The organism is Aequorivita sp. KMM 9714, from assembly GCF_011065475.1.
GTDB classification, from domain to species: domain Bacteria; phylum Bacteroidota; class Bacteroidia; order Flavobacteriales; family Flavobacteriaceae; genus Aequorivita; species Aequorivita sinensis.
On the sequence record NZ_JAAGRO010000001.1, the window covers coordinates 348,260 to 367,009 of the forward strand.

The window sequence follows — 18,750 nt, forward strand, 5'->3', positions numbered from 1 at the left end:
TGTTGTTTTTTAAATTAGCTTAATTATAACATTTACTTATTTCGATTATAAATAGGTAGCAAGATCAAGGAAAGAACACCAAATATCACGATGGAACTTATATTGGAAATCCATACAATCCAACCTAATGCCACGCCAACAGTTTTAGCAATTCCAAAAACCGATAATATCCCCGCAATTGCAGCAGGATAAGTTCCAAAACCACTATTTGTGAACGCGAAGGTAAAACTACCTACTACAAAAGTAATAATAATAGTGCCTATTGAAATGTTAGATGTTTCTGGTAAAGCATGCATTGCAGTGTAAAACGATAAAATATATAAGCCCCAAATAAAAAATGTATGGAGAATAAAAGGACCTTTTTTTTTCATTTTCAATATACTGAAAACGCCCTCCTTTAATCCTATTACAAAATCTTTTAATCGCTTATTTATATTAGACTTCGAAAACCGAATATAGACAGGAACACTAACAATTATTAATAGAATTCCAGCAGCAAGAACATACAAAATGGAAGCTGGAATAGCTTCAAATATATAATCGTAAAGTACTTCGAATTTAATAATGAAGGCTAGAGCTGTAAAAAACAGTAAGAACAGTAAATCGACAATTCTTTCAGATATAATTGTACCAAATCCTTTTTGAAATGGTACATTTTCGTATTTATCTAAAATTACTGCCCTTGATACTTCCCCGCTTTTCGGAATAAATATATTCATTAGGTAAGCCACAGAAACAGCCATAAAGTTATTGGCAATTTTTGTTTTATACCCAATAGGCTCTAGCATAAAACCCCACCGATATGCACGTGAAAAGTGACTAAGAACACTTAGTAAAACTGAAAGTAATACAAATCCGTAATTTGCATCGGCAAAATACTTCTTCGTTTCAGCAATTTGTGTCGGTGTAAAAGATTGGTATATATACCAAATTAGAAAAACCCCCAATCCTAAAGGAATGGCAATTTTCAAAAATTTTAAAAAGAAGCGATTCAATTTAACGCAAGAGATTGGTTGCCTCGTCTGGGAAAACCAATGCAGGTTTAAAAGCTTTTGCTTCTTCTATATCCATAATTGCGTAAGTAATTAAAATAAGGATATCGCCAGGAGCTACTCTTCTTGCAGCCGCTCCGTTTAAAGTGATTTCACCACTTTTTCTCGGACCTGGAATTGCATAGGTTTCAAGACGTTCACCGTTATTATTATTTACAATTTGAACTTTTTCGCCTTCAATAATATTGGCGGCGTCCATTAAATCCTCGTCTATAGTGATGCTACCGATATAATTAAGATCGGCACCGGTAACTTTTACTCTATGGATTTTAGATTTTACTACGTGTATTTGCATTTTGCAAAGGTATTAATTTAATGACATATTATCTATTAACCTCACTTCTCCTGCGTATGCCGCTATAAAAGCCCTGTACTTTGCGCCATTGCTTATTTGCTCAGCTGTTTTAAGGGTTCCTTCATCGGCAATTTCAAAATATTCGAGATCTAAATGAGGGTTTTGCAAAAATCGTTCCGCAACTAATTCATTTAAAGCTGATATAGAAGTAGATGAGAAATTCTCTTTTACTTCATTTAAAACTTTATAAATTACTGAAGCTTCTTCAAATTGCTTTTCGGTTAGTCGTTTATTACGCGAACTCATTGCAAGACCATTGCTTTCTCTTAGAATTGGACACCCTACAATGTTTACTGGAAGATTTTCAATTTCAACTAATTTTCTAACTATTTGCAATTGTTGAAAATCTTTTTCCCCGAAATAAGCAGAATCTGGTTGTACAATTCTGAAGAATTTATCGAGAATAGTCCCTACTCCGTCAAAATGTCCTTTTCGATGTTTTCCTTCCATTTCATTTTCCAAACCATCAAAATCGTAGTTTTTCGATGAAACTGATTCGCTATAAAGGTCTGAAACCTCTGGTAGGTATATAATTAGTTCTTTATCTAAACTATGCAGTAGAGATATATCGTCCTCTGGAGTTCGAGGGTATTTATCAAGATCTGAACTATTATTAAATTGAGTAGGGTTTACAAAAATGCTAACAACTACTACATCGTTTTCGTCCAATGCTTTCTTTACTAACGAAATATGTCCTTCGTGCAATGCACCCATTGTCGGCACAAAACCTATTTTATTGTTTTCCCTAACGGATGAAAGAGCTTGTACCAGTGATTGCTTGTGGGTATGTATTGCCATAAAAAGGTTTTAAGAGCGGCAAAATTAATATATTAAAGACAATCTACATAAATTTTCGTAATTTTGCGTGTTTTTAAAAATCTCCTGATTTAGGAGATAATTGCATTTAACACTTAAAATACCCTATAGATGAAAGATAAAAGAGTCTTGTATGTGTCTTCCGAAGTAATACCATATCTTCCTGAGACCGAGATTTCTTCAATGTCGTTTGAAGCTCCAAGAATGATTAACAACAGTGGCGGACAGATTAGAATTTTTATGCCTCGCTACGGCAATATTAATGAAAGAAGACATCAATTACACGAAGTAATTAGACTTTCTGGAATGAACCTAGTAATTAACGACTTAGATATGCCGTTAATTATTAAAGTAGCGTCAATACCAAAAGAGCGTATACAGGTTTATTTTATTGATAACGAAGATTACTTTAAAAGAAAAGCAACCTTTGCAGATGAGGAAGGAAATTTCTTTAAAGATAACGACGAACGTGCTATCTTTTTTGCAAAAGGAGTAATTGAAACAGTAAAGAAGCTAAATTGGGCTCCAGATATTATTCACGTTCACGGTTGGATGGCTGCATTCTTACCATTATACCTGCGTAATTATTACGGAACTGAACCACTTTTTGAAAATAGTAAGATTGTAACTTCTGTGTACAATCAAGGATTTGATGGTGAGTTGGCTAAAAACACAATAGACAAAGTAAGATTTGATGCTATTGATGATGAAGCAATTATGGGACTTGAGAATCCAACTTATGTTAATTTAATGAAGATTGCACTTGGTAATTCTGACGCCATTATCAAAGGTTCTGAAGAAATACCTGCAGAACTTGAAGAATATATTAACACTTTGGAAAAACCTGTGTTAAATTATCACAATATGGAGAATTTTTCCCAAGCATATTTAGATTTTTACAGCGAGAAAGTATTAAAATAATTTCTTCAACATTCGCAATAATATTTGCGTCTTATAGTTTCAACCAAAAAACAATTAAAAAGAAACTGATGAAATGCCTATTTGCTATTTGCGGTACAAAAAGTGTAAACACTTTTAAGTTACTAAACGCAAGCAATTTGCTTACAGGGCGTTTCTATTTATCAAATACTATTTGCAAATGAAAATTAAAAATTTGTTGCCCCTAGCCGGCACTATTTTATTTATAATTATTGGCTTATCTTCTTGTGAAAGCGATATAAGTACAATTGGTTCTGAAATACTTGGAGATGAAACTCCAAATGGAATTTTGGATGAATCGCACACTGTAATTTCTTACAGCAAAAAACTTGGTCCATTACAAAGCAATAGACTTCCTTCCTACCAGTTGGGAGTTTACAACGACCCTGTTTACGGCAAATCTACTGTAAACTTGCTATCACAACTTACAATGGAAAAAAACAATCCAAAGTTTGGTGATAGTGCTCGTGTAGATAGTGTTTTTGTGTATTTACCATATTTTAGTGAAGGAACAACTGTGGATAGTGTAACTACTTACGAGTTAGATTCAATCTATGGTATCAGTCCTATAAATGTGAATATTTATAAATCTAACTACTTCTTAAGAGAATACGATCCTGAAGCTGGTTTTCAAGAATTTCAAAATTATTACACTAATCAAGGTGCTGAATTTGAAAACTATATAGATACCGAATTAGGGAAAGTAGAACAATTCATTCCTACAAGAAATGGATATATTTACAATGAAGGTACTGATGAAGAAGAAAAATTAGGTCCTGGATTACGCGTTAAATTAGACTCAACTTTTTTCCAAACTGCTATAATTGATATGGAAGGTAAAGAGGAGTTGCGTAACAACAATAACTTCAAAAATTATTTAAGAGGAATTTATTTTAAAGTAAACTCCCCTACTAATGATGGTAGTTTGTTTTTGTTTGATCAATCTAAAGCAAATATCTCTATTTTCTATAGTTATTACGATGAAGATAGTGAAGGAAGAAAAGACAAGGTTTTTAAATTAAATTTTAATGGTATTAATGTTAATACCTTTGAAAATGAACTTCCTAGCCATATACAAACAGCTGTAGATAATCCAAATACCGAAACTGGAAATGAAAACCTTTACATTCGTGGAGGTGATGGAATAATTTCTGTTGTAGAACTTTTTGGAAAAGATTTAGACAATAATGGTGTTGCCGATGAACTTGAATTACTTAGAAGTAAAAAATGGCTTGTTAATGAAGCAAACCTTGTTTTTTATGTAAATCAAGATATCGTAGCAGGTGGTGCATCTGAACCAGAACGTATTATGATTTACGACCTAAAAAACAGCAATGTCTTAGCAGATTACACTTCCGACCCAACAAACGGATTGGAGCCAATTGAGGCTTTTACCAATCACTTTGGAAGATTAGAGCGCGGTACTGATGGCAATGGAAAGTATTACAAATTAAAAATTACCGACCATATTAGTAACATTATAAATAAAGATAGTACAAACGTTCCTTTAGGAATTGTTGTATCTCAAAATGTTAAGAATAGAACAACTCAAAAATTAAAAGAAGCTATGGAACCTAGTATTAAAGAGGTGCCATCTAGTAGTGTTATATCTCCTGAAGGAACCGTTATTTACGGAAATGCAACATCCAACCAAGAGAAAAAACTGAAACTTCAAATTTATTATACAGAACCAAATTAAAATTCGACTATGTGTGGAATAGTAGGCTATATTGGCAAAAGAGAAGCATATCCGATAATTCTAAACGGTCTTAAGCGCTTAGAGTACAGAGGATACGATAGTGCAGGAATTGCACTTTATGACGGAAAAGATATCCAGCTTTGTAAAACTCAAGGTAAGGTTGCAGATTTAGAAGCAAAGGCTAAAACTGAGATAAATCGCGAAGGAAATGTTGGAATAGGACACACACGTTGGGCAACTCACGGTGTTCCAAATGATGTAAATAGCCATCCTCATTATTCAAATAATGGTGAATTGGTAATGATACATAATGGTATTATTGAAAATTATGCATCAATAAAAAAAGAATTAACAAATAGAGGTTACACTTTTAAGTCTGAAACAGACACAGAGGTTTTGGTTAATCTTATTGAAGATATTCAAAAACAAGAAAAAGTAAAACTTGGAAAAGCAGTTCAAATTGCACTTAACCAAGTAGTAGGAGCTTATGCTATTGCTGTTTTCGATATTAAAAAACCAAACGAAATTGTAGTTGCAAAATTAGGTAGCCCATTGGCTATAGGTGTTGGAGAAGATGAGTTTTTTATAGCTAGTGATGCTTCACCATTTATCGAGTTTACAAATAATGCTATTTATCTTGAAGATGAAGAGTTAGCTATTATTAGACTTGGACGTGATGTAAAAATCAGAAAGATAAAAGGCGATAAATTAGTTGCTCCTTACATACAAGAGCTTCAGTTAAATCTTGAACAAATTGAAAAAGGTGGTTTTGACCACTTTATGCTGAAGGAAATTTACGAACAACCTTCTGTTATTAAAGATACTTATCGTGGAAGATTACTTGCCGACCAAGGTATTGTAAGGCTTGGAGGACTAGAAGACCATATCGAAAAGTTTTTAAATGCCGATAGAATTATTATCGTTGCATGTGGAACTTCTTGGCACGCTGGTTTAGTTGCAGAGTATATTTTTGAAGATTTAACACGTATTCCTGTTGAAGTAGAGTACGCATCAGAATTCCGATATAGAAATCCTATTATTTCAGAAAAAGATGTTGTTATTGCTATTTCACAAAGTGGTGAAACAGCCGACACGCTTGCAGCCATTAAATTAGCAAAATCTAAAGGTGCTTTTGTTTTCGGTATTTGTAATGTTGTTGGATCTACTATTTCAAGAGAAACGCATAGTGGTAGTTATACCCATGCCGGACCTGAAATTGGAGTTGCTTCAACTAAAGCGTTTACAACTCAAATCACTGTTTTAACAATGATGGCTCTTCGCCTAGCAAAAGCGAAAGGAACCATTTCTAACAGTGCTTATATGCTTTATTTACGTGAATTGGAATTAATTCCAGATCAAGTTCAAGAAGCGTTATTAAGCGAGGATAAAATAAAAGAAATCTCTGCAGTGTTTAAAGATGCACGTAACTTCCTTTACTTAGGTAGAGGTTACAACTTCCCAGTAGCATTGGAAGGAGCGTTGAAGTTAAAAGAAATTTCATATATCCACGCCGAAGGATATCCTGCAGCCGAAATGAAGCACGGCCCTATTGCACTTATTGACGAGCATATGCCAGTTGTGGTAATCGCGATAAAGAGTGAGCATTATGAAAAAGTAGTGAGTAACATCCAAGAAATTAAAGCTAGAAAAGGAAAAATTATAGCTGTAGTTTCTAAAGGAGATACTGCGGTTAGAGATATGGCTGATTATATAATTGAAGTACCTCATACTCCAGAAGCATTAACGCCATTGGTTACTACAATTCCATTGCAGTTGCTTTCTTATCATATTGCAGTATTGCTAGATAAAAACGTAGATCAACCGCGTAACTTAGCTAAGTCGGTTACTGTGGAATAAGTTTCGAACGAAACGAATAATATATTAAAGACGAATTTTAGAAATATTTCTAAGGTTCGTCTTTTTTAATTATAGATTATCTTAAATGGTTTAAACATCCTTGAATTTCTTTACTTCTGTTTCAAATTGTCAATTCAAAAGAAGTCGAGAATAAAAAACACTGAAAAAATTCAGTTCGAGCTATAATTTAAGATATTCTATTTCCAAAATAAATTTGATACTTTTAGTAAATGAAAGTAATCAATCTTATCTCGGGTCCGCGAAATCTTTCTACCGCCCTTATGTATTCGTTTGCACAACGAGAAGATATTTCTGTTTTAGACGAGCCTTTTTACGGTTACTATCTCGCTAACGCAGCATTGGAAAATGAGCATCCTTCTCAAAAAGAAATTCTACAAACTATGGAATTAAAAGAGGAAAAGGTGGTTGATGCTATAAACAAGCTTTCTAAAACCCAAAAGGTTTTTGTAAAAGGGATGGCACATCATTACCTAACCGATACACCGCAATTTATATTGAATTGGGAAAATGTTATTCTTATTCGTCACCCAAAAAAATTGATCGCATCCTTTTCAAAAGTAATCCACACTCCTACTTTGAATGATATTGGAATAAAAAAAGCTTCAGAATTATTCTTATTTCTGAAGAACAGTAAAAAGCCCCCTATCGTTATTGATAGTGACGAACTTTTAAAAAATCCCGAAGCCTATCTAAGAAATCTTTGTAAATTACTGAAAATTCCTTTTTCTGAAAAAATGCTTCGATGGGAGAAAGGCAGCATTCCAGAAGATGGAATTTGGGCAAAACATTGGTATAAAAATGTTCACAACAGCGAAGGGTTCACGCTTCAAAAAAGTAGTTCTCAGCCCTTACCGAAACATCTAAAGCCGTTATTGCATGAGGCGCTGCCATATTATGAAACTTTGAAAAGCAATATTTTAGTGAATGAATCAATATAAAAATAATTTTGTGTCCGTTCGAGCGCAGTCGAGAACTATAAGTAATAACCTCAACTAAGGTCTCGATTGCGCGCGACCAAACATTTATAAACCTTTAAACTCTCAACTTCAAAAAAAATGCTACAAAAATCAAATCCCAAAAACGACAATATACAAGTATTTGTAAAAGACAGACTTTATCCTCGAAATGAAGCAAAAGTTTCAGTTTTTGACAGCTCGGTTCAAGGTGGTGACGCAGTTTGGGAAGGTTTACGCGTTTACCCTGAAGGAATAGTTTGTTTGGACAAACATTTAACTCGTTTACACGAATCGGCTAAAACTTTGGCGTTTGTGGATATTCCTTCAAAGGAATTCATCAAAAAGGCAATTAAGCAAACTCTCGATGCAAACGGAATGACCGATGATACTCATATTCGGTTAACATTAACCCGAGGTGAAAAAATTACAAGTGGCATGGACCCTAGATTAAATCAGAGTGGTTCTTGTTTAATTGTTTTAGCAGAATGGAAACCTTTAGTATACGACAATGACCACGGAATAAAAGTAATTAGCACTAGCCAACGAAGAAATTCGCCGCAATTTTTAGACAGTAAAATCCATCACAACAACTTACTTAATAACATAATTGCCAAAATTCAAGCTAATGTTGCAGGAAAAGATGCAGGTTTAATGCTGGACGATCGTGGATTTATAGCCGAATTAAATGGCAGCAATCTTTTTATGGTAAAAGATGGTAAAGTTTTTACTCCATTCGCTCATGCCTGTTTACCTGGAATTACGAGAAACTCTGTAATTGAATTATGTAAAAAATACGAAATTGAAATTTCTGAAGCCGATATTACACTTTCACAGTTTTACAATGCCGATGGAGTAATTGCCACAGGGACTATGGGTGAGTTGACACCTGTTGTTGAAATCGATGGCCGAATTATTCCTAAAGGCGACAAACTACAAAACAGAATAATCGATTTATTTTCAAAGGAGGTTCGTGGACTTTGTGAAAAACTAGACTAACAATTTGAAAATTGATTTAAAATAATTCTAAAGTTAATTGCAGAAACTTCTTCATAGAAACTGTTTTATGAATAGAATAAAAAAACGATTCTGCTGTTCCTTTATAAGATGTTCTAATTAACTGTTATGCAAAGAATTGTGTAGTTGTAATTTTTTTAAAAATTCCATTGCAATTATCATTCAGAAAAAACTATCTTTGCACCTGTTTAAAACAGGGCTGGTTTATTCAGCCTTAGATAACTATAAAATAAAGAGTTACTCATGTCACAAAGTACAGGAAAAGTTGCACAGATTATTGGCCCGGTAGTAGACGTTGCTTTTGAAAGCGGATCGGAACTTCCAAAAATATACGACTCGTTAGAGGTAAACAACCACGGGAACAAATTAGTTCTTGAGGTTCAATCACACATTGGTGAAAGTATGGTGCGTACCATTTCAATGGATTCTACAGACGGTTTAAGCCGTGGCGCTGAAGCTGTTGCTACAGGAGCGCCTATTCAAATGCCTATTGGTGATGAAGTATATGGCCGACTTTTTAACGTAATTGGTGATGCTATTGACGGTATTGGAAACTTGCCAAAAGCTGGCGATAACGGACTTCCAATTCACCGTGAAGCACCAAAATTTGAAGATCTTTCAACTTCTACTGAAGTTCTATTTACTGGTATTAAAGTAATTGACCTTATTGAGCCTTATGCAAAAGGTGGTAAAATTGGTCTATTCGGTGGTGCTGGTGTAGGAAAAACAGTACTTATTCAGGAGTTAATTAACAATATTGCAAAAGGACACGGTGGACTTTCAGTATTCGCTGGTGTAGGTGAGCGTACTCGTGAGGGTAACGACTTACTTCGTGAAATGCTTGAATCTGGAATTATCCGTTACGGTGACGATTTCATGAAGTCTATGGAAGAAGGTGGATGGGATCTTTCTAAAGTTGATAAAACTGCATTGAAAGAATCTAAAGCTACTTTCGTATTCGGACAGATGAACGAACCACCTGGAGCACGTGCACGTGTTGCGCTTTCAGGATTGACAATTGCTGAGTATTTCCGTGATGGAGCAGGAGAAGGACAAGGAAAAGACGTACTTTTCTTCGTAGATAACATTTTCCGTTTTACACAAGCAGGTTCTGAGGTGTCTGCACTTCTAGGACGTATGCCTTCAGCGGTAGGTTACCAACCAACTTTGGCAACAGAGATGGGTGCTATGCAAGAGCGTATTACTTCAACAAAAAGAGGTTCTATTACTTCTGTACAGGCGGTTTACGTACCTGCGGATGACCTTACGGATCCAGCGCCGGCAACAACGTTCGCCCACTTGGATGCAACAACAGTACTTTCTCGTAAAATTGCTGAGCTTGGTATTTACCCTGCAGTAGATCCTCTAGATTCAACTTCAAGAATTCTTACAGAAGCTATTCTTGGAAAAGAACACTATGCTTGTGCACAAAGAGTAAAAGAGCTTTTACAGAGATATAAAGAATTACAAGATATCATCGCGATTCTTGGTATGGAAGAACTTTCAGAAGAAGATAAAATGGCAGTAGGACGCGCACGTCGTGTACAACGTTTCCTTTCTCAGCCTTTCCACGTAGCAGAGCAGTTTACTGGTATTCCTGGAGTTCTAGTTGATATTAAAGAAACAATTAAAGGTTTCAATATGATTATGGATGGAGAGTTAGATCACCTTCCAGAAGCAGCATTCAACCTTAAAGGAACTATCGAAGAAGCAATTGCAGCAGGAGAAAAAATGCTTGCGGAAGCTTAAAATAATTCAGAATTAAGAATGCAGAATTCTGAATTATAAAACAGATTCTGAATTCATAATTCATAATTCATAATTGAAAAAATGTACTTAGAAATAGTAACCCCTGAAGCATCTTTAGTTGCTGGAGAAGTAGAAAGCGTAACCGTTCCTGGTGTGGAAGGTGAGTTTCAAATGCTTAACAATCACGCAGCTATTGTTTCTGTTTTACAAAAAGGAAAAGTAAAATTTAGAGGAAACCCAACATTCGCGGAAGGTTTTCAAAAAAACTTTACTCAAGAAGACGGACAATGGGTACTTCATATTTCTGGAGGAACTGTTGAATGCAACAATAATAAAGTAATGGTATTGGCTGATTAGTTTCGGGACGATTTCAACTGTAAGGTCGAAATCACTCAACTCGCTTTTTAAGACAATTTCCAAAGTAAATAAAATCCCAAATTTCAGTAAACTGGAGTTTGGGATTTTTAATTTCTCACTAATAACTTATGTTAGACCTGTCAGGTTTTAAAAACCTGACAGGTCTTTTTCAATTTGATAGCCTTTTTTAAGTATCCCATTTAGCCTCATGAAACCTCACAAATAGTGTTTATAACCCTATGGAGCAGGGTTAGGGATGTTGTTATGAACAGTATTAATCTCCTTCAAAATGTTTTTTGAAAGTGTAATATTTATACATTCAATATTTTCTGAGAGTTGCGCTAAAGAAGTTGCTCCTATAATCGGAGCTGTAACAAATTTCTTCTGAAGGATAAATGCTAGTGCTAAATGAGTAAAGCTTAAATCGTGTTTTTTAGCAATTTCAAAATATTGTCTTGTTGCTTCCTTTGCAGTATCACTGCTATAACGACTATACTGTTTAAATTGATTTATACGGGAATTTTCATTTGCTTTTCCCTGTAAATATTTCCCTGTAAGCGTTCCAAAACCTAGGGGTGAATAAGGTAAATATCCAATATCTTCACGATGAAGGATTTCGGAAAGCCCAATTTCATCTTTTCGATTGAGTAAATTATAAGGGTTTTGAACTGTTGCAATTTTAATACTCCCTTTTCTAGCCTCTTCCATACAACGCATTACTCCGTAAGGAGTTTCGTTTGAAAGTCCGATATGGCGGATTTTACCCTCTTTTACTAAACGCTCTAAATTGTAAAGTACTTCTGCGAAATTATCGCTCCAAGCTTCGTTTTCTTTATAGGTATAATCACGTTGCCCAAAATAATTAGTACTTCGCTCAGGCCAATGTAATTGATATAAATCTATATAATCGGTTTGTAATCGCTTTAAACTATTATTAATCGCCTCATCCAAAGATTTTCTACTAAAATCTAAAGGCAAACGAATATGGTCCATGTTTCGGCTTGGCCCAGCAATCTTGGTTGCGATTACTATATCGTTTCTGTTTTTCTTCCTTGCTAACCAGTTTCCAATATAAGTTTCTGTTCTGCCTTGGGTCTTTGGATTGGCAGGAACTGGGTACATTTCGGCACAATCTATAAAGTTTATTCCTTTTTCAATAGCAAAATCTAATTGTTGATGCGCTTCGGCCTCTGTATTCTGTTGCCCCCAAGTCATCGTTCCAAGACAGAGTTTACTGATTTTTAAATTGGTATTTGGAAGAGTTGTGTATTTCATAGTATTGTATTGGATAATACTTGACAGGTTTATAAAACTTGTCAAACCTGACGCATTTTTAGAATTCTAACTCCACCAAATGCGGGCAATGATCACTGTGTTTTGCATCAGGTAAAATTACTGCACGTTTTAAGTTGTCTTTTAATGGTTCTGAGACCAAGTTATAATCAATACGCCAGCCTTTATTATTGTTTCTTGCATTTGCACGATAGCTCCACCAAGTATAGTTATGTGGTTCTTTATTGAAATGTCTAAAACTGTCTATAAAACCGCTGTTCATAAAATCGTCCAACCATTCTCTTTCTACAGGCAAGAATCCAGAAACGTTTTTATTTCTTACAGGGTCGTGAATATCAATTGCCTTATGACAGACGTTATAATCGCCGCAAATTATCAAATTTGGGATTTCTTTTCTTAGGTCGTCGATATATTTTCGGAAATCATCCATATACGTGAGTTTGTGCTCTAAACGCTGAATATTTGTTCCACTTGGTAAATACAAACTCATTACAGAAATCTGCCCACCAGGAAGAGCAGGAGCATCAAAATCTACACGAATATTTCGCCCTTCGAAGTCCATATAATCAATTCCAGTTCCGTATTCTACGTGATTGGGGATAATTTTAGAAAATATCGCAACGCCGCTATACCCTTTTTTTTGAGCACTAAACCAATAGTGATAGGGATAACCAGCCTTTTCAATTTCCGCTACATCTACTTGATCAATATTAGCTTTAGTTTCTTGAATACAAACTACATCAGGATTTGCAGCTTTTAACCAATCGATAAATCCTTTTCGCATGGCTGCGCGAATTCCGTTTACGTTGTATGAGATTATTTTCATATAAAATGCCCTGAAGTCGGGTATTTCTTTTGGGAGTTAAGTAATTATTTTAAGCTTGCAAGATAAATATCTCAACAGCTATTAACAACCAATACTTTATTACATTAAGTATTTAAATTTGTTTTAAAAAATTCCAACCTCCTCGGGATTGAGATTGTATTTTTACCCTATCAAAATAAAAAGCCAAACGAATAGTTTTATAGTTAATGAAGTTAATCCTGTCCATTTTCATTTTTACGTTCGTAGCAATAGGCTATGCACAGGATATTAATTCAAATTATGTTGAGAAAAAATTTGCTGTAAGAGATACCGTAGCAATTGATAGTGCAGGAATAAACCCTAAAAAGTTCAACATCTTCGACAAAGAAGGAAATGAGCTAGATCCCTTTAGTTATTTAATAGATTTTAAAAAAGGAAGGATAATTTTTCCTTCCCGTACTGAAGATGAAGCCGATGGACTACTTAAAAGAGAAGACTCTGTGACCATTCAGTATTTAAAGTATCCTGATTTTCTTACCCGAGACTATTTCGCACTAGACCCAAAAATAATTGTTGAAAACACAGGGCGGATTGATAAACTATATTCTCTACAAGAAAGTACTAACAAAAACACCTTTACACCTTTTGATGGATTGAATACTTCTGGAAGTATTTCACGAGGTATCACCATTGGAAACAATCAAAATGCAGTTGTTAATAGTCAGTTAGATTTACAGATAACAGGAAAATTAAGTGATAAGGTTTCGATTCGTGCTTCTATTCAGGATGCAAATATTCCCACCCAAGAAGGCGGTTATTCACAGAGTTTGAATGAATTTGATCAGATTTTTATAGAGCTTTTTGGGGAAAATTGGAATATACGGGCAGGAGATATAGATCTTCAAAACAATAATAGCTACTTCGGAAGATTTACGAAAAAAGTACAAGGGATTTCTCTTGGTGGGACTTTTAACAATGAGGACGGTTCCAAAATTTCAGCTTTTGCTTCTGGGGCATTAGTTAAAGGTGTTTTTTCTAAAAGTGAATTTGTTGGACAAGAAGGAAACCAAGGACCCTATAAACTCGTAGGTCCTAACGGAGAGCTTTATATTTTAGTTGTTTCAGGTAGTGAGCGAGTTTATGTAAACGGACTGCTCTTAAATAGAGGCGAAAACGAAGATTACGTAATTGATTACAATGCTGGTGAAATAAAATTTAATCCTACTTATCCTATAACTAGCGATATGCGAATTACTGTAGAATATCAATATACCGATAGAAGTTACACGCGTTTTATTGGCTATGGAGGTGGGAATTATTCAAGTGATAAATTGGACTTAGGTGTATATGTTTATTCTGAAAATGATGCAAAAAATCAGCCCTTGCAACAAAGTCTTTCGGAAGAACAAGTGGCAATATTAAAAGCAGCTGGAGATGATAAGGATTTAATGACAGCACCATCGGCGGTTCCTGATACGTATTCTGAAAACAAAATTCTCTACAAAAAAGTAATTATCAATGGGGAGGAAGTTTTCGTGTTTTCAAATAATCCAGAAGACGAACTTTACAGTGTGCGTTTCTCACTTGTTGGAAGTAACAACGGTAATTATGTAATAGCCGATAATAACGCTATCAGCAGGATTTTTGAATATAAACCTCCGGTAAATGGCGTCCCACAAGGAAATTATGAGCCAATTATTAAATTAAATGCTCCAATAAAACTTCAAATAGGTGGTTTAAATGGAAGTTATCATCCTTCCGATAAAACTCAAATAGATTTTGAGGTTGCAGGTAGTAAAAACGATCTCAATTTGTTTAGCGATATAGACGATTCAAATAACGATGGTTTTGCAGGAAGATTAGCTTTTAAACAACGTGTATTAACTTCAGCAGATACACTAAAAGTTGATGCTTTTGGTTCGTTAGACTTTGTACAAAAAGATTTTAAAACTATCGAAAACCTTTACAATATTGAATTTAACAGAGATTGGAACCTAATAAACCCTCAAGGAAATCAAAGCTTTGTAATTTCTGGAGTTGAATTTTCACATCCAAAAAATGGAAGAGGTAGGTATGAATTTCAAAATTTGAATTATTCTGAAAACTTCAATGGGACGCGTCATGTAATTGCATCAGAAATTAAGCTAAATAAATTCCGGTTAAGAACAAACGGAAGTTTATTAAATAGCAAAGCCGATTCAATTACATCAAATTTCTTTCGACTGAATAATACTGCAACATATTCGTTGGACAAAGCTTGGATTGGCGCTAAAACGGCTTTAGAAGACAACCAGATTAAAGATATCCTTCGCGATAGCATTTCCCCTACAAGTCAAAAATTTAGCGCTTATGAGGCTTATATGGGCGTAGGAGATAGCACGCAAGTTTTTGTAGAAACTGGTTATCAATATCGAGTGAATGATAGTGTTAGAAACAACAGACTTCAAAAAGTAAATTCATCGCATACATTTTACTTAAAGTCGCGATTGATAAATACTGACAACACTCAACTTTCTGCTTTTGCTAATTACAGAACGCTTAAGTATGAACCTAAAGTGGGAGACGAAACTGGATTGAGTCAAGAAATTCCTACAATTGAAACTAAGCGTGAAATAGACCGTTCGTTAAACTCCAGAATTATTTACAACCAAGCGTTGTTGCAAGGGGGAATTCGATGGAATACTACTTTAGAATCTAACAATGGGGTTATTCCACAGCAGGAATTTACCTATGTTAAGACCGAACCAGGGCAGGGTGTTTACACTTGGATTGATTATAATAATAATGGAATTCAAGAATTAGAAGAATTTGAAGTAGCTCAGTTTCAAGATCAAGCGGAATACATTAGGATATTACTACCCAATCAAGTTTTCTTAAAAATCCGTCAGAATAAATTCAGCCAGATACTTACTTTAAATCCTCAAAAATGGTTGAATGAAGAGGGATTTAAAAAGTTTCTTTCTCACTTTTACAATCAAACTTCATACATTTTAGATAGAAAAGTAAAACGAAGAAATGATGCTTTTAATATTAACCCTTTTGAAGATGGAGGGGAGGACCAACTTGGGTTGATTTCAAATTTTAGAAATGCGTTATTTTTCAATCGCGGAAAACAGCATTTTACTACTAGCTACACTTATATTTCATCGTCTAGTGACAATCTGCTTGCTATTGGCTTACAACAAAACAAATCGAAAAGTCATCAGCTAAACTTTAATCACAAGATTAAAGAAAGCTGGTTGATGAATTTTAAAAGTCAAATTAGCAATAATGAAAGTCTTTCAGAAAATTTTGCAAATAGAAATTACCAACTCGAATCATATTCTTTCAATCCAAAAATATCGTATTTATTGAGCCAGCAAACTCGATTTGATGTTTTTTATGAATTTGAAAACCAATCGAATAAATTAGGCGAAATGGAAAAACTAGACCAACAGGTAATAGGGTTTTCATTTGCTTATTCCAATGCTGAAAAGGTTTCTATAAATGGAGAGTTTAATTATATCAATAACAAATTTGAAGGAAGTCCATTTTCTCCTGTAGCATATCAAATGTTGGAAGGCCTACAACCAGGAACTAACTTTACTTGGCGGATGCTTTTACAAAAACGAATAACTAAATATTTGGATGCTAACTTATCCTATTTTGGACGTAAAAGCGAAACTACTAAAACAGTACATACAGGAAGTGTGCAGTTAAGAGCTTATTTTTAGTAAGAATTATGCTAAATCATTTCTTTAAAAATGGGTTCAATTTTGTATCTTCATAAATCAAAAACACACCAATAAATGATATTTAAAACAACTTTAGCACTCTTCTCAGTATTTATAATTTCTTGCGGTCCCATGCAAAACCAACCTGCGGGTAATGAGAATAATTCATCAGAAATGGAAGCAAAAAAAATGATAGCAGAAGGATATCTAGCAGGGAAAATTATTTACTCAAACTTAAAAGACGATTGTGAATATACCATCCAATTGGAAAGTGGTGAAAGAGGAATTTACTACGTTGATCCTGTAAATTTAAAAGAAAAATTTAAACAAGAGAATCAGGCTGTATGGGTAAAATATAATGGCTTAAGACAGATGAATAGGTGTAATAAAGCGATTCCTGTTGAAGTTACTTCAATTGTAAATAGAACAGAATAATTACTTCTTAGGTATAAAAAAAGGAGGATATTTAATTATCCTCCTCTTCTTGAAATATAGAATTAACCACTTAAAAAAAACTATTTAGAAAGCCAACTTTGGTATGAGATGGTTTCCTTCATTTTATCTGAAATTTCAGAAATACTAATTCTTTCCTGTTCCATTGTGTCTCTGTTACGGATGGTTACTGTATTATCTTCAATTGTTTGATGATCTACTGTAATACAGAAAGGTGTTCCAGCTGCATCTTGACGGCGGTAACGTCTTCCTACGGCATCTTTTTCGTCGTAAGCTACGTTGTAATCCCATTTAAGAGTATCGATAATCTGTTGTGCAATTTCTGGAAGTCCATCTTTCTTAACAAGAGGAAGAACTGCAGCTTTTACCGGTGCTAAAATTGCTGGTATTTTTAATACTGTACGGGTGCTTCCATCTTCTAATGTTTCTTCTTGAAGTGAATTACTCAAAACAGCAAGGAACATTCTGTCTAAACCAATTGAAGTTTCAACTACGTAAGGAACATAGCTTTCATTCATCTCATGATCGAAAAACTGTAACTTCTTACCAGAGAATTTTTCGTGAGCTTTAAGGTCGAAATCTGTTCTTGAATGAATTCCTTCTAATTCTTTAAATCCGAAAGGATAGTTAAATTCGATATCTGCAGCTGCATTTGCGTAATGCGCAAGTTTATCATGGTCGTGGAAACGGTAATTTTCTTCTCCCATTCCTAATGAAAGGTGCCATTTTAAGCGTGTTTCCTTCCAGTATTCGTACCATTTAAGTTCTTCTCCAGGACGAACAAAGAATTGCATTTCCATTTGTTCAAACTCTCTCATTCGAAAGATAAACTGTCGTGCAACAATCTCGTTACGGAAAGCTTTTCCTGTTTGAGCGATTCCGAATGGAATTTTCATTCTTCCACTCTTTTGAATATTCAAAAAGTTTACAAAGATACCTTGAGCAGTTTCTGGGCGTAGGTAAAGATCCATCGCGCTATCTGCTGAAGCACCAAGTTTAGTTCCAAACATAAGGTTAAACTGACGCACCTCTGTCCAGTTTTTCGATCCAGTTTCTGGATCTGCAATACCAAGCTCTTCAATCAACGCTTTTACGTCTGCTAAGTCTTCTTTTTCAAGTGAACTAGCCATACGCTCTAAAACAGTGCGTTGTTCTGTTAGATATCTTATAACACGAGGATTTGTAGAAACAAACTCTTCTTCATTAAAACTATCGCCAAAACGCTTTCTAGCCTTTTCAATTTCTTTTTGCGCTTTTTGATTAAGCTTTTCAGCATAATCTTCAATAAGCACATCGGCGCGATAGCGTTTTTTTGAATCCTTATTGTCGATTAAAGGATCATTAAAAGCATCCACGTGGCCCGAAGCCTTCCAAGTTGTTGGGTGCATTAATATTGAAGAATCTATTCCTACAATATTTTGATGCATATACACCATGCTTCGCCACCAATATTCGCGAATGTTTTTCTTTAATTCTACACCATTTTGAGCGTAATCGTAAACAGCACTAAGGCCGTCGTAAATTTCGCTAGATGCAAATATGTAACCGTATTCCCTTGCGTGGGAAACTACTTTTTTAAAATGATCGTCGTTGTTTGCCATGTCACAAAAATAGGAAAGTCCCCTCAACCTTCGAAGAGAGAACTTGATTTTTTTTATTATTAAAAAACCA

The 18,750-nt window shown here is 34.6% G+C and carries 15 protein-coding genes; 9 read left to right on the forward strand and 6 right to left on the reverse strand.

What is annotated here, in order from left to right; all coding sequences use genetic code 11:
- Nucleotides 1–32: 32 nt before the first annotated feature.
- From G3A46_RS01570 to panC, 3 genes are read right to left on the reverse strand one after another with little or no spacing between them, the layout of a single operon-like run.
- Nucleotides 33–971, reverse strand: a complete 939-nt coding sequence (locus tag G3A46_RS01570; RefSeq protein WP_165145355.1) for a lysylphosphatidylglycerol synthase transmembrane domain-containing protein — start codon at nucleotides 969–971, stop codon at nucleotides 33–35.
- A 25-nt stretch (nucleotides 972–996) separates the two neighbouring features.
- Complete coding sequence (panD, locus tag G3A46_RS01575; protein WP_139854137.1) at nucleotides 997–1,347, reverse strand: aspartate 1-decarboxylase; 351 nt, start codon at nucleotides 1,345–1,347, stop codon at nucleotides 997–999.
- A gap of 12 nt (nucleotides 1,348–1,359) precedes the next feature.
- Nucleotides 1,360–2,205, reverse strand: coding sequence for a pantoate--beta-alanine ligase (gene panC / locus G3A46_RS01580; protein WP_165145358.1), 846 nt, complete (start codon nucleotides 2,203–2,205; stop codon nucleotides 1,360–1,362).
- A 129-nt stretch (nucleotides 2,206–2,334) separates the two neighbouring features.
- Here panC and G3A46_RS01585 point away from each other — a divergent pair, with 129 nt between their 5' ends.
- The 7 genes from G3A46_RS01585 to G3A46_RS01615 all read left to right on the forward strand — a co-directional run bounded on the left by G3A46_RS01585 (nucleotide 2,335) and on the right by G3A46_RS01615 (nucleotide 10,815).
- Nucleotides 2,335–3,144 (forward strand): glycogen/starch synthase, encoded by an 810-nt coding sequence (locus G3A46_RS01585; RefSeq protein ID WP_139854139.1) that lies wholly within the window; start codon nucleotides 2,335–2,337, stop codon nucleotides 3,142–3,144.
- A gap of 178 nt (nucleotides 3,145–3,322) precedes the next feature.
- Nucleotides 3,323–4,861, forward strand: a complete 1,539-nt coding sequence (locus tag G3A46_RS01590; protein ID WP_165145361.1) for a DUF4270 domain-containing protein — start codon at nucleotides 3,323–3,325, stop codon at nucleotides 4,859–4,861.
- Nucleotides 4,862–4,870: 9 nt separating this feature from the next.
- Complete coding sequence (gene glmS, locus G3A46_RS01595; RefSeq protein ID WP_165145364.1) at nucleotides 4,871–6,718, forward strand: glutamine--fructose-6-phosphate transaminase (isomerizing); 1,848 nt, start codon at nucleotides 4,871–4,873, stop codon at nucleotides 6,716–6,718.
- A 230-nt stretch (nucleotides 6,719–6,948) separates the two neighbouring features.
- A complete protein-coding gene (locus G3A46_RS01600; RefSeq protein ID WP_165145367.1) occupies nucleotides 6,949–7,677 on the forward strand; it encodes a sulfotransferase family protein in 729 nt (242 codons plus the stop codon).
- Between the two features lie 117 nt (nucleotides 7,678–7,794).
- Nucleotides 7,795–8,691 carry an aminotransferase class IV gene (locus G3A46_RS01605; RefSeq protein ID WP_165145370.1) on the forward strand — a complete coding sequence of 299 codons (897 nt, stop codon included), beginning with the start codon at nucleotides 7,795–7,797 and terminating at the stop codon, nucleotides 8,689–8,691.
- A gap of 261 nt (nucleotides 8,692–8,952) precedes the next feature.
- Nucleotides 8,953–10,458: a F0F1 ATP synthase subunit beta gene (gene atpD / locus G3A46_RS01610; RefSeq protein ID WP_165145373.1), complete on the forward strand. Its 1,506-nt coding sequence runs from the start codon at nucleotides 8,953–8,955 to the stop codon at nucleotides 10,456–10,458.
- Nucleotides 10,459–10,539: 81 nt separating this feature from the next.
- Nucleotides 10,540–10,815 carry a F0F1 ATP synthase subunit epsilon gene (locus tag G3A46_RS01615; protein ID WP_139854145.1) on the forward strand — a complete coding sequence of 92 codons (276 nt, stop codon included), beginning with the start codon at nucleotides 10,540–10,542 and terminating at the stop codon, nucleotides 10,813–10,815.
- Between the two features lie 237 nt (nucleotides 10,816–11,052).
- On the opposite strand, the gene G3A46_RS01620 is transcribed toward G3A46_RS01615, so the two are convergent.
- Together G3A46_RS01620 and G3A46_RS01625 are read right to left on the reverse strand one after the other, a co-directional pair.
- Nucleotides 11,053–12,090 (reverse strand): aldo/keto reductase, encoded by a 1,038-nt coding sequence (locus tag G3A46_RS01620; RefSeq protein WP_165145376.1) that lies wholly within the window; start codon nucleotides 12,088–12,090, stop codon nucleotides 11,053–11,055.
- A 58-nt stretch (nucleotides 12,091–12,148) separates the two neighbouring features.
- Complete coding sequence (locus tag G3A46_RS01625) at nucleotides 12,149–12,934, reverse strand: exodeoxyribonuclease III (protein ID WP_139854147.1); 786 nt, start codon at nucleotides 12,932–12,934, stop codon at nucleotides 12,149–12,151.
- Nucleotides 12,935–13,140: 206 nt separating this feature from the next.
- On the opposite strand from G3A46_RS01625, the gene G3A46_RS01630 reads away from it, so the two are divergent.
- Complete coding sequence (locus tag G3A46_RS01630; protein WP_165145379.1) at nucleotides 13,141–16,626, forward strand: hypothetical protein; 3,486 nt, start codon at nucleotides 13,141–13,143, stop codon at nucleotides 16,624–16,626.
- 75 nt (nucleotides 16,627–16,701) lie between these two features.
- The gene (locus G3A46_RS01635; RefSeq protein WP_165145382.1) at nucleotides 16,702–17,061 is read left to right on the forward strand and encodes a hypothetical protein; all 360 of its coding nucleotides are present in this window, start codon (nucleotides 16,702–16,704) and stop codon (nucleotides 17,059–17,061) included.
- An 80-nt stretch (nucleotides 17,062–17,141) separates the two neighbouring features.
- Here the strand turns inward: G3A46_RS01635 and G3A46_RS01640 are convergent, their stop codons facing one another.
- Entirely contained in the window at nucleotides 17,142–18,680 is a 1,539-nt protein-coding gene (locus tag G3A46_RS01640; RefSeq protein ID WP_165145385.1) for a glycine--tRNA ligase, read from the reverse strand.
- Between the last annotated feature and the right edge of the window lie 70 nt (nucleotides 18,681–18,750).

What these genes read in the sequence shown, in the direction of transcription:
- panC (WP_165145358.1), bottom strand. Translation starts at nt 2,205, where the DNA reads ATGGCAATACATACCCACAAGCAATCACTGGTACAAGCTCTTTCATCC.
- G3A46_RS01585 (WP_139854139.1), top strand. Translation starts at nt 2,335, where the DNA reads ATGAAAGATAAAAGAGTCTTGTATGTGTCTTCCGAAGTAATACCATAT.
- panD (WP_139854137.1), bottom strand. Translation starts at nt 1,347, where the DNA reads ATGCAAATACACGTAGTAAAATCTAAAATCCATAGAGTAAAAGTTACC.
- glmS (WP_165145364.1), top strand. Translation starts at nt 4,871, where the DNA reads ATGTGTGGAATAGTAGGCTATATTGGCAAAAGAGAAGCATATCCGATA.
- G3A46_RS01640 (WP_165145385.1), bottom strand. Translation starts at nt 18,680, where the DNA reads ATGGCAAACAACGACGATCATTTTAAAAAAGTAGTTTCCCACGCAAGG.
- atpD (WP_165145373.1), top strand. Translation starts at nt 8,953, where the DNA reads ATGTCACAAAGTACAGGAAAAGTTGCACAGATTATTGGCCCGGTAGTA.
- G3A46_RS01630 (WP_165145379.1), top strand. Translation starts at nt 13,141, where the DNA reads ATGAAGTTAATCCTGTCCATTTTCATTTTTACGTTCGTAGCAATAGGC.
- G3A46_RS01590 (WP_165145361.1), top strand. Translation starts at nt 3,323, where the DNA reads ATGAAAATTAAAAATTTGTTGCCCCTAGCCGGCACTATTTTATTTATA.
- G3A46_RS01620 (WP_165145376.1), bottom strand. Translation starts at nt 12,090, where the DNA reads ATGAAATACACAACTCTTCCAAATACCAATTTAAAAATCAGTAAACTC.
- G3A46_RS01635 (WP_165145382.1), top strand. Translation starts at nt 16,702, where the DNA reads ATGATATTTAAAACAACTTTAGCACTCTTCTCAGTATTTATAATTTCT.
- G3A46_RS01615 (WP_139854145.1), top strand. Translation starts at nt 10,540, where the DNA reads ATGTACTTAGAAATAGTAACCCCTGAAGCATCTTTAGTTGCTGGAGAA.
- G3A46_RS01600 (WP_165145367.1), top strand. Translation starts at nt 6,949, where the DNA reads ATGAAAGTAATCAATCTTATCTCGGGTCCGCGAAATCTTTCTACCGCC.
- G3A46_RS01625 (WP_139854147.1), bottom strand. Translation starts at nt 12,934, where the DNA reads ATGAAAATAATCTCATACAACGTAAACGGAATTCGCGCAGCCATGCGA.
- G3A46_RS01605 (WP_165145370.1), top strand. Translation starts at nt 7,795, where the DNA reads ATGCTACAAAAATCAAATCCCAAAAACGACAATATACAAGTATTTGTA.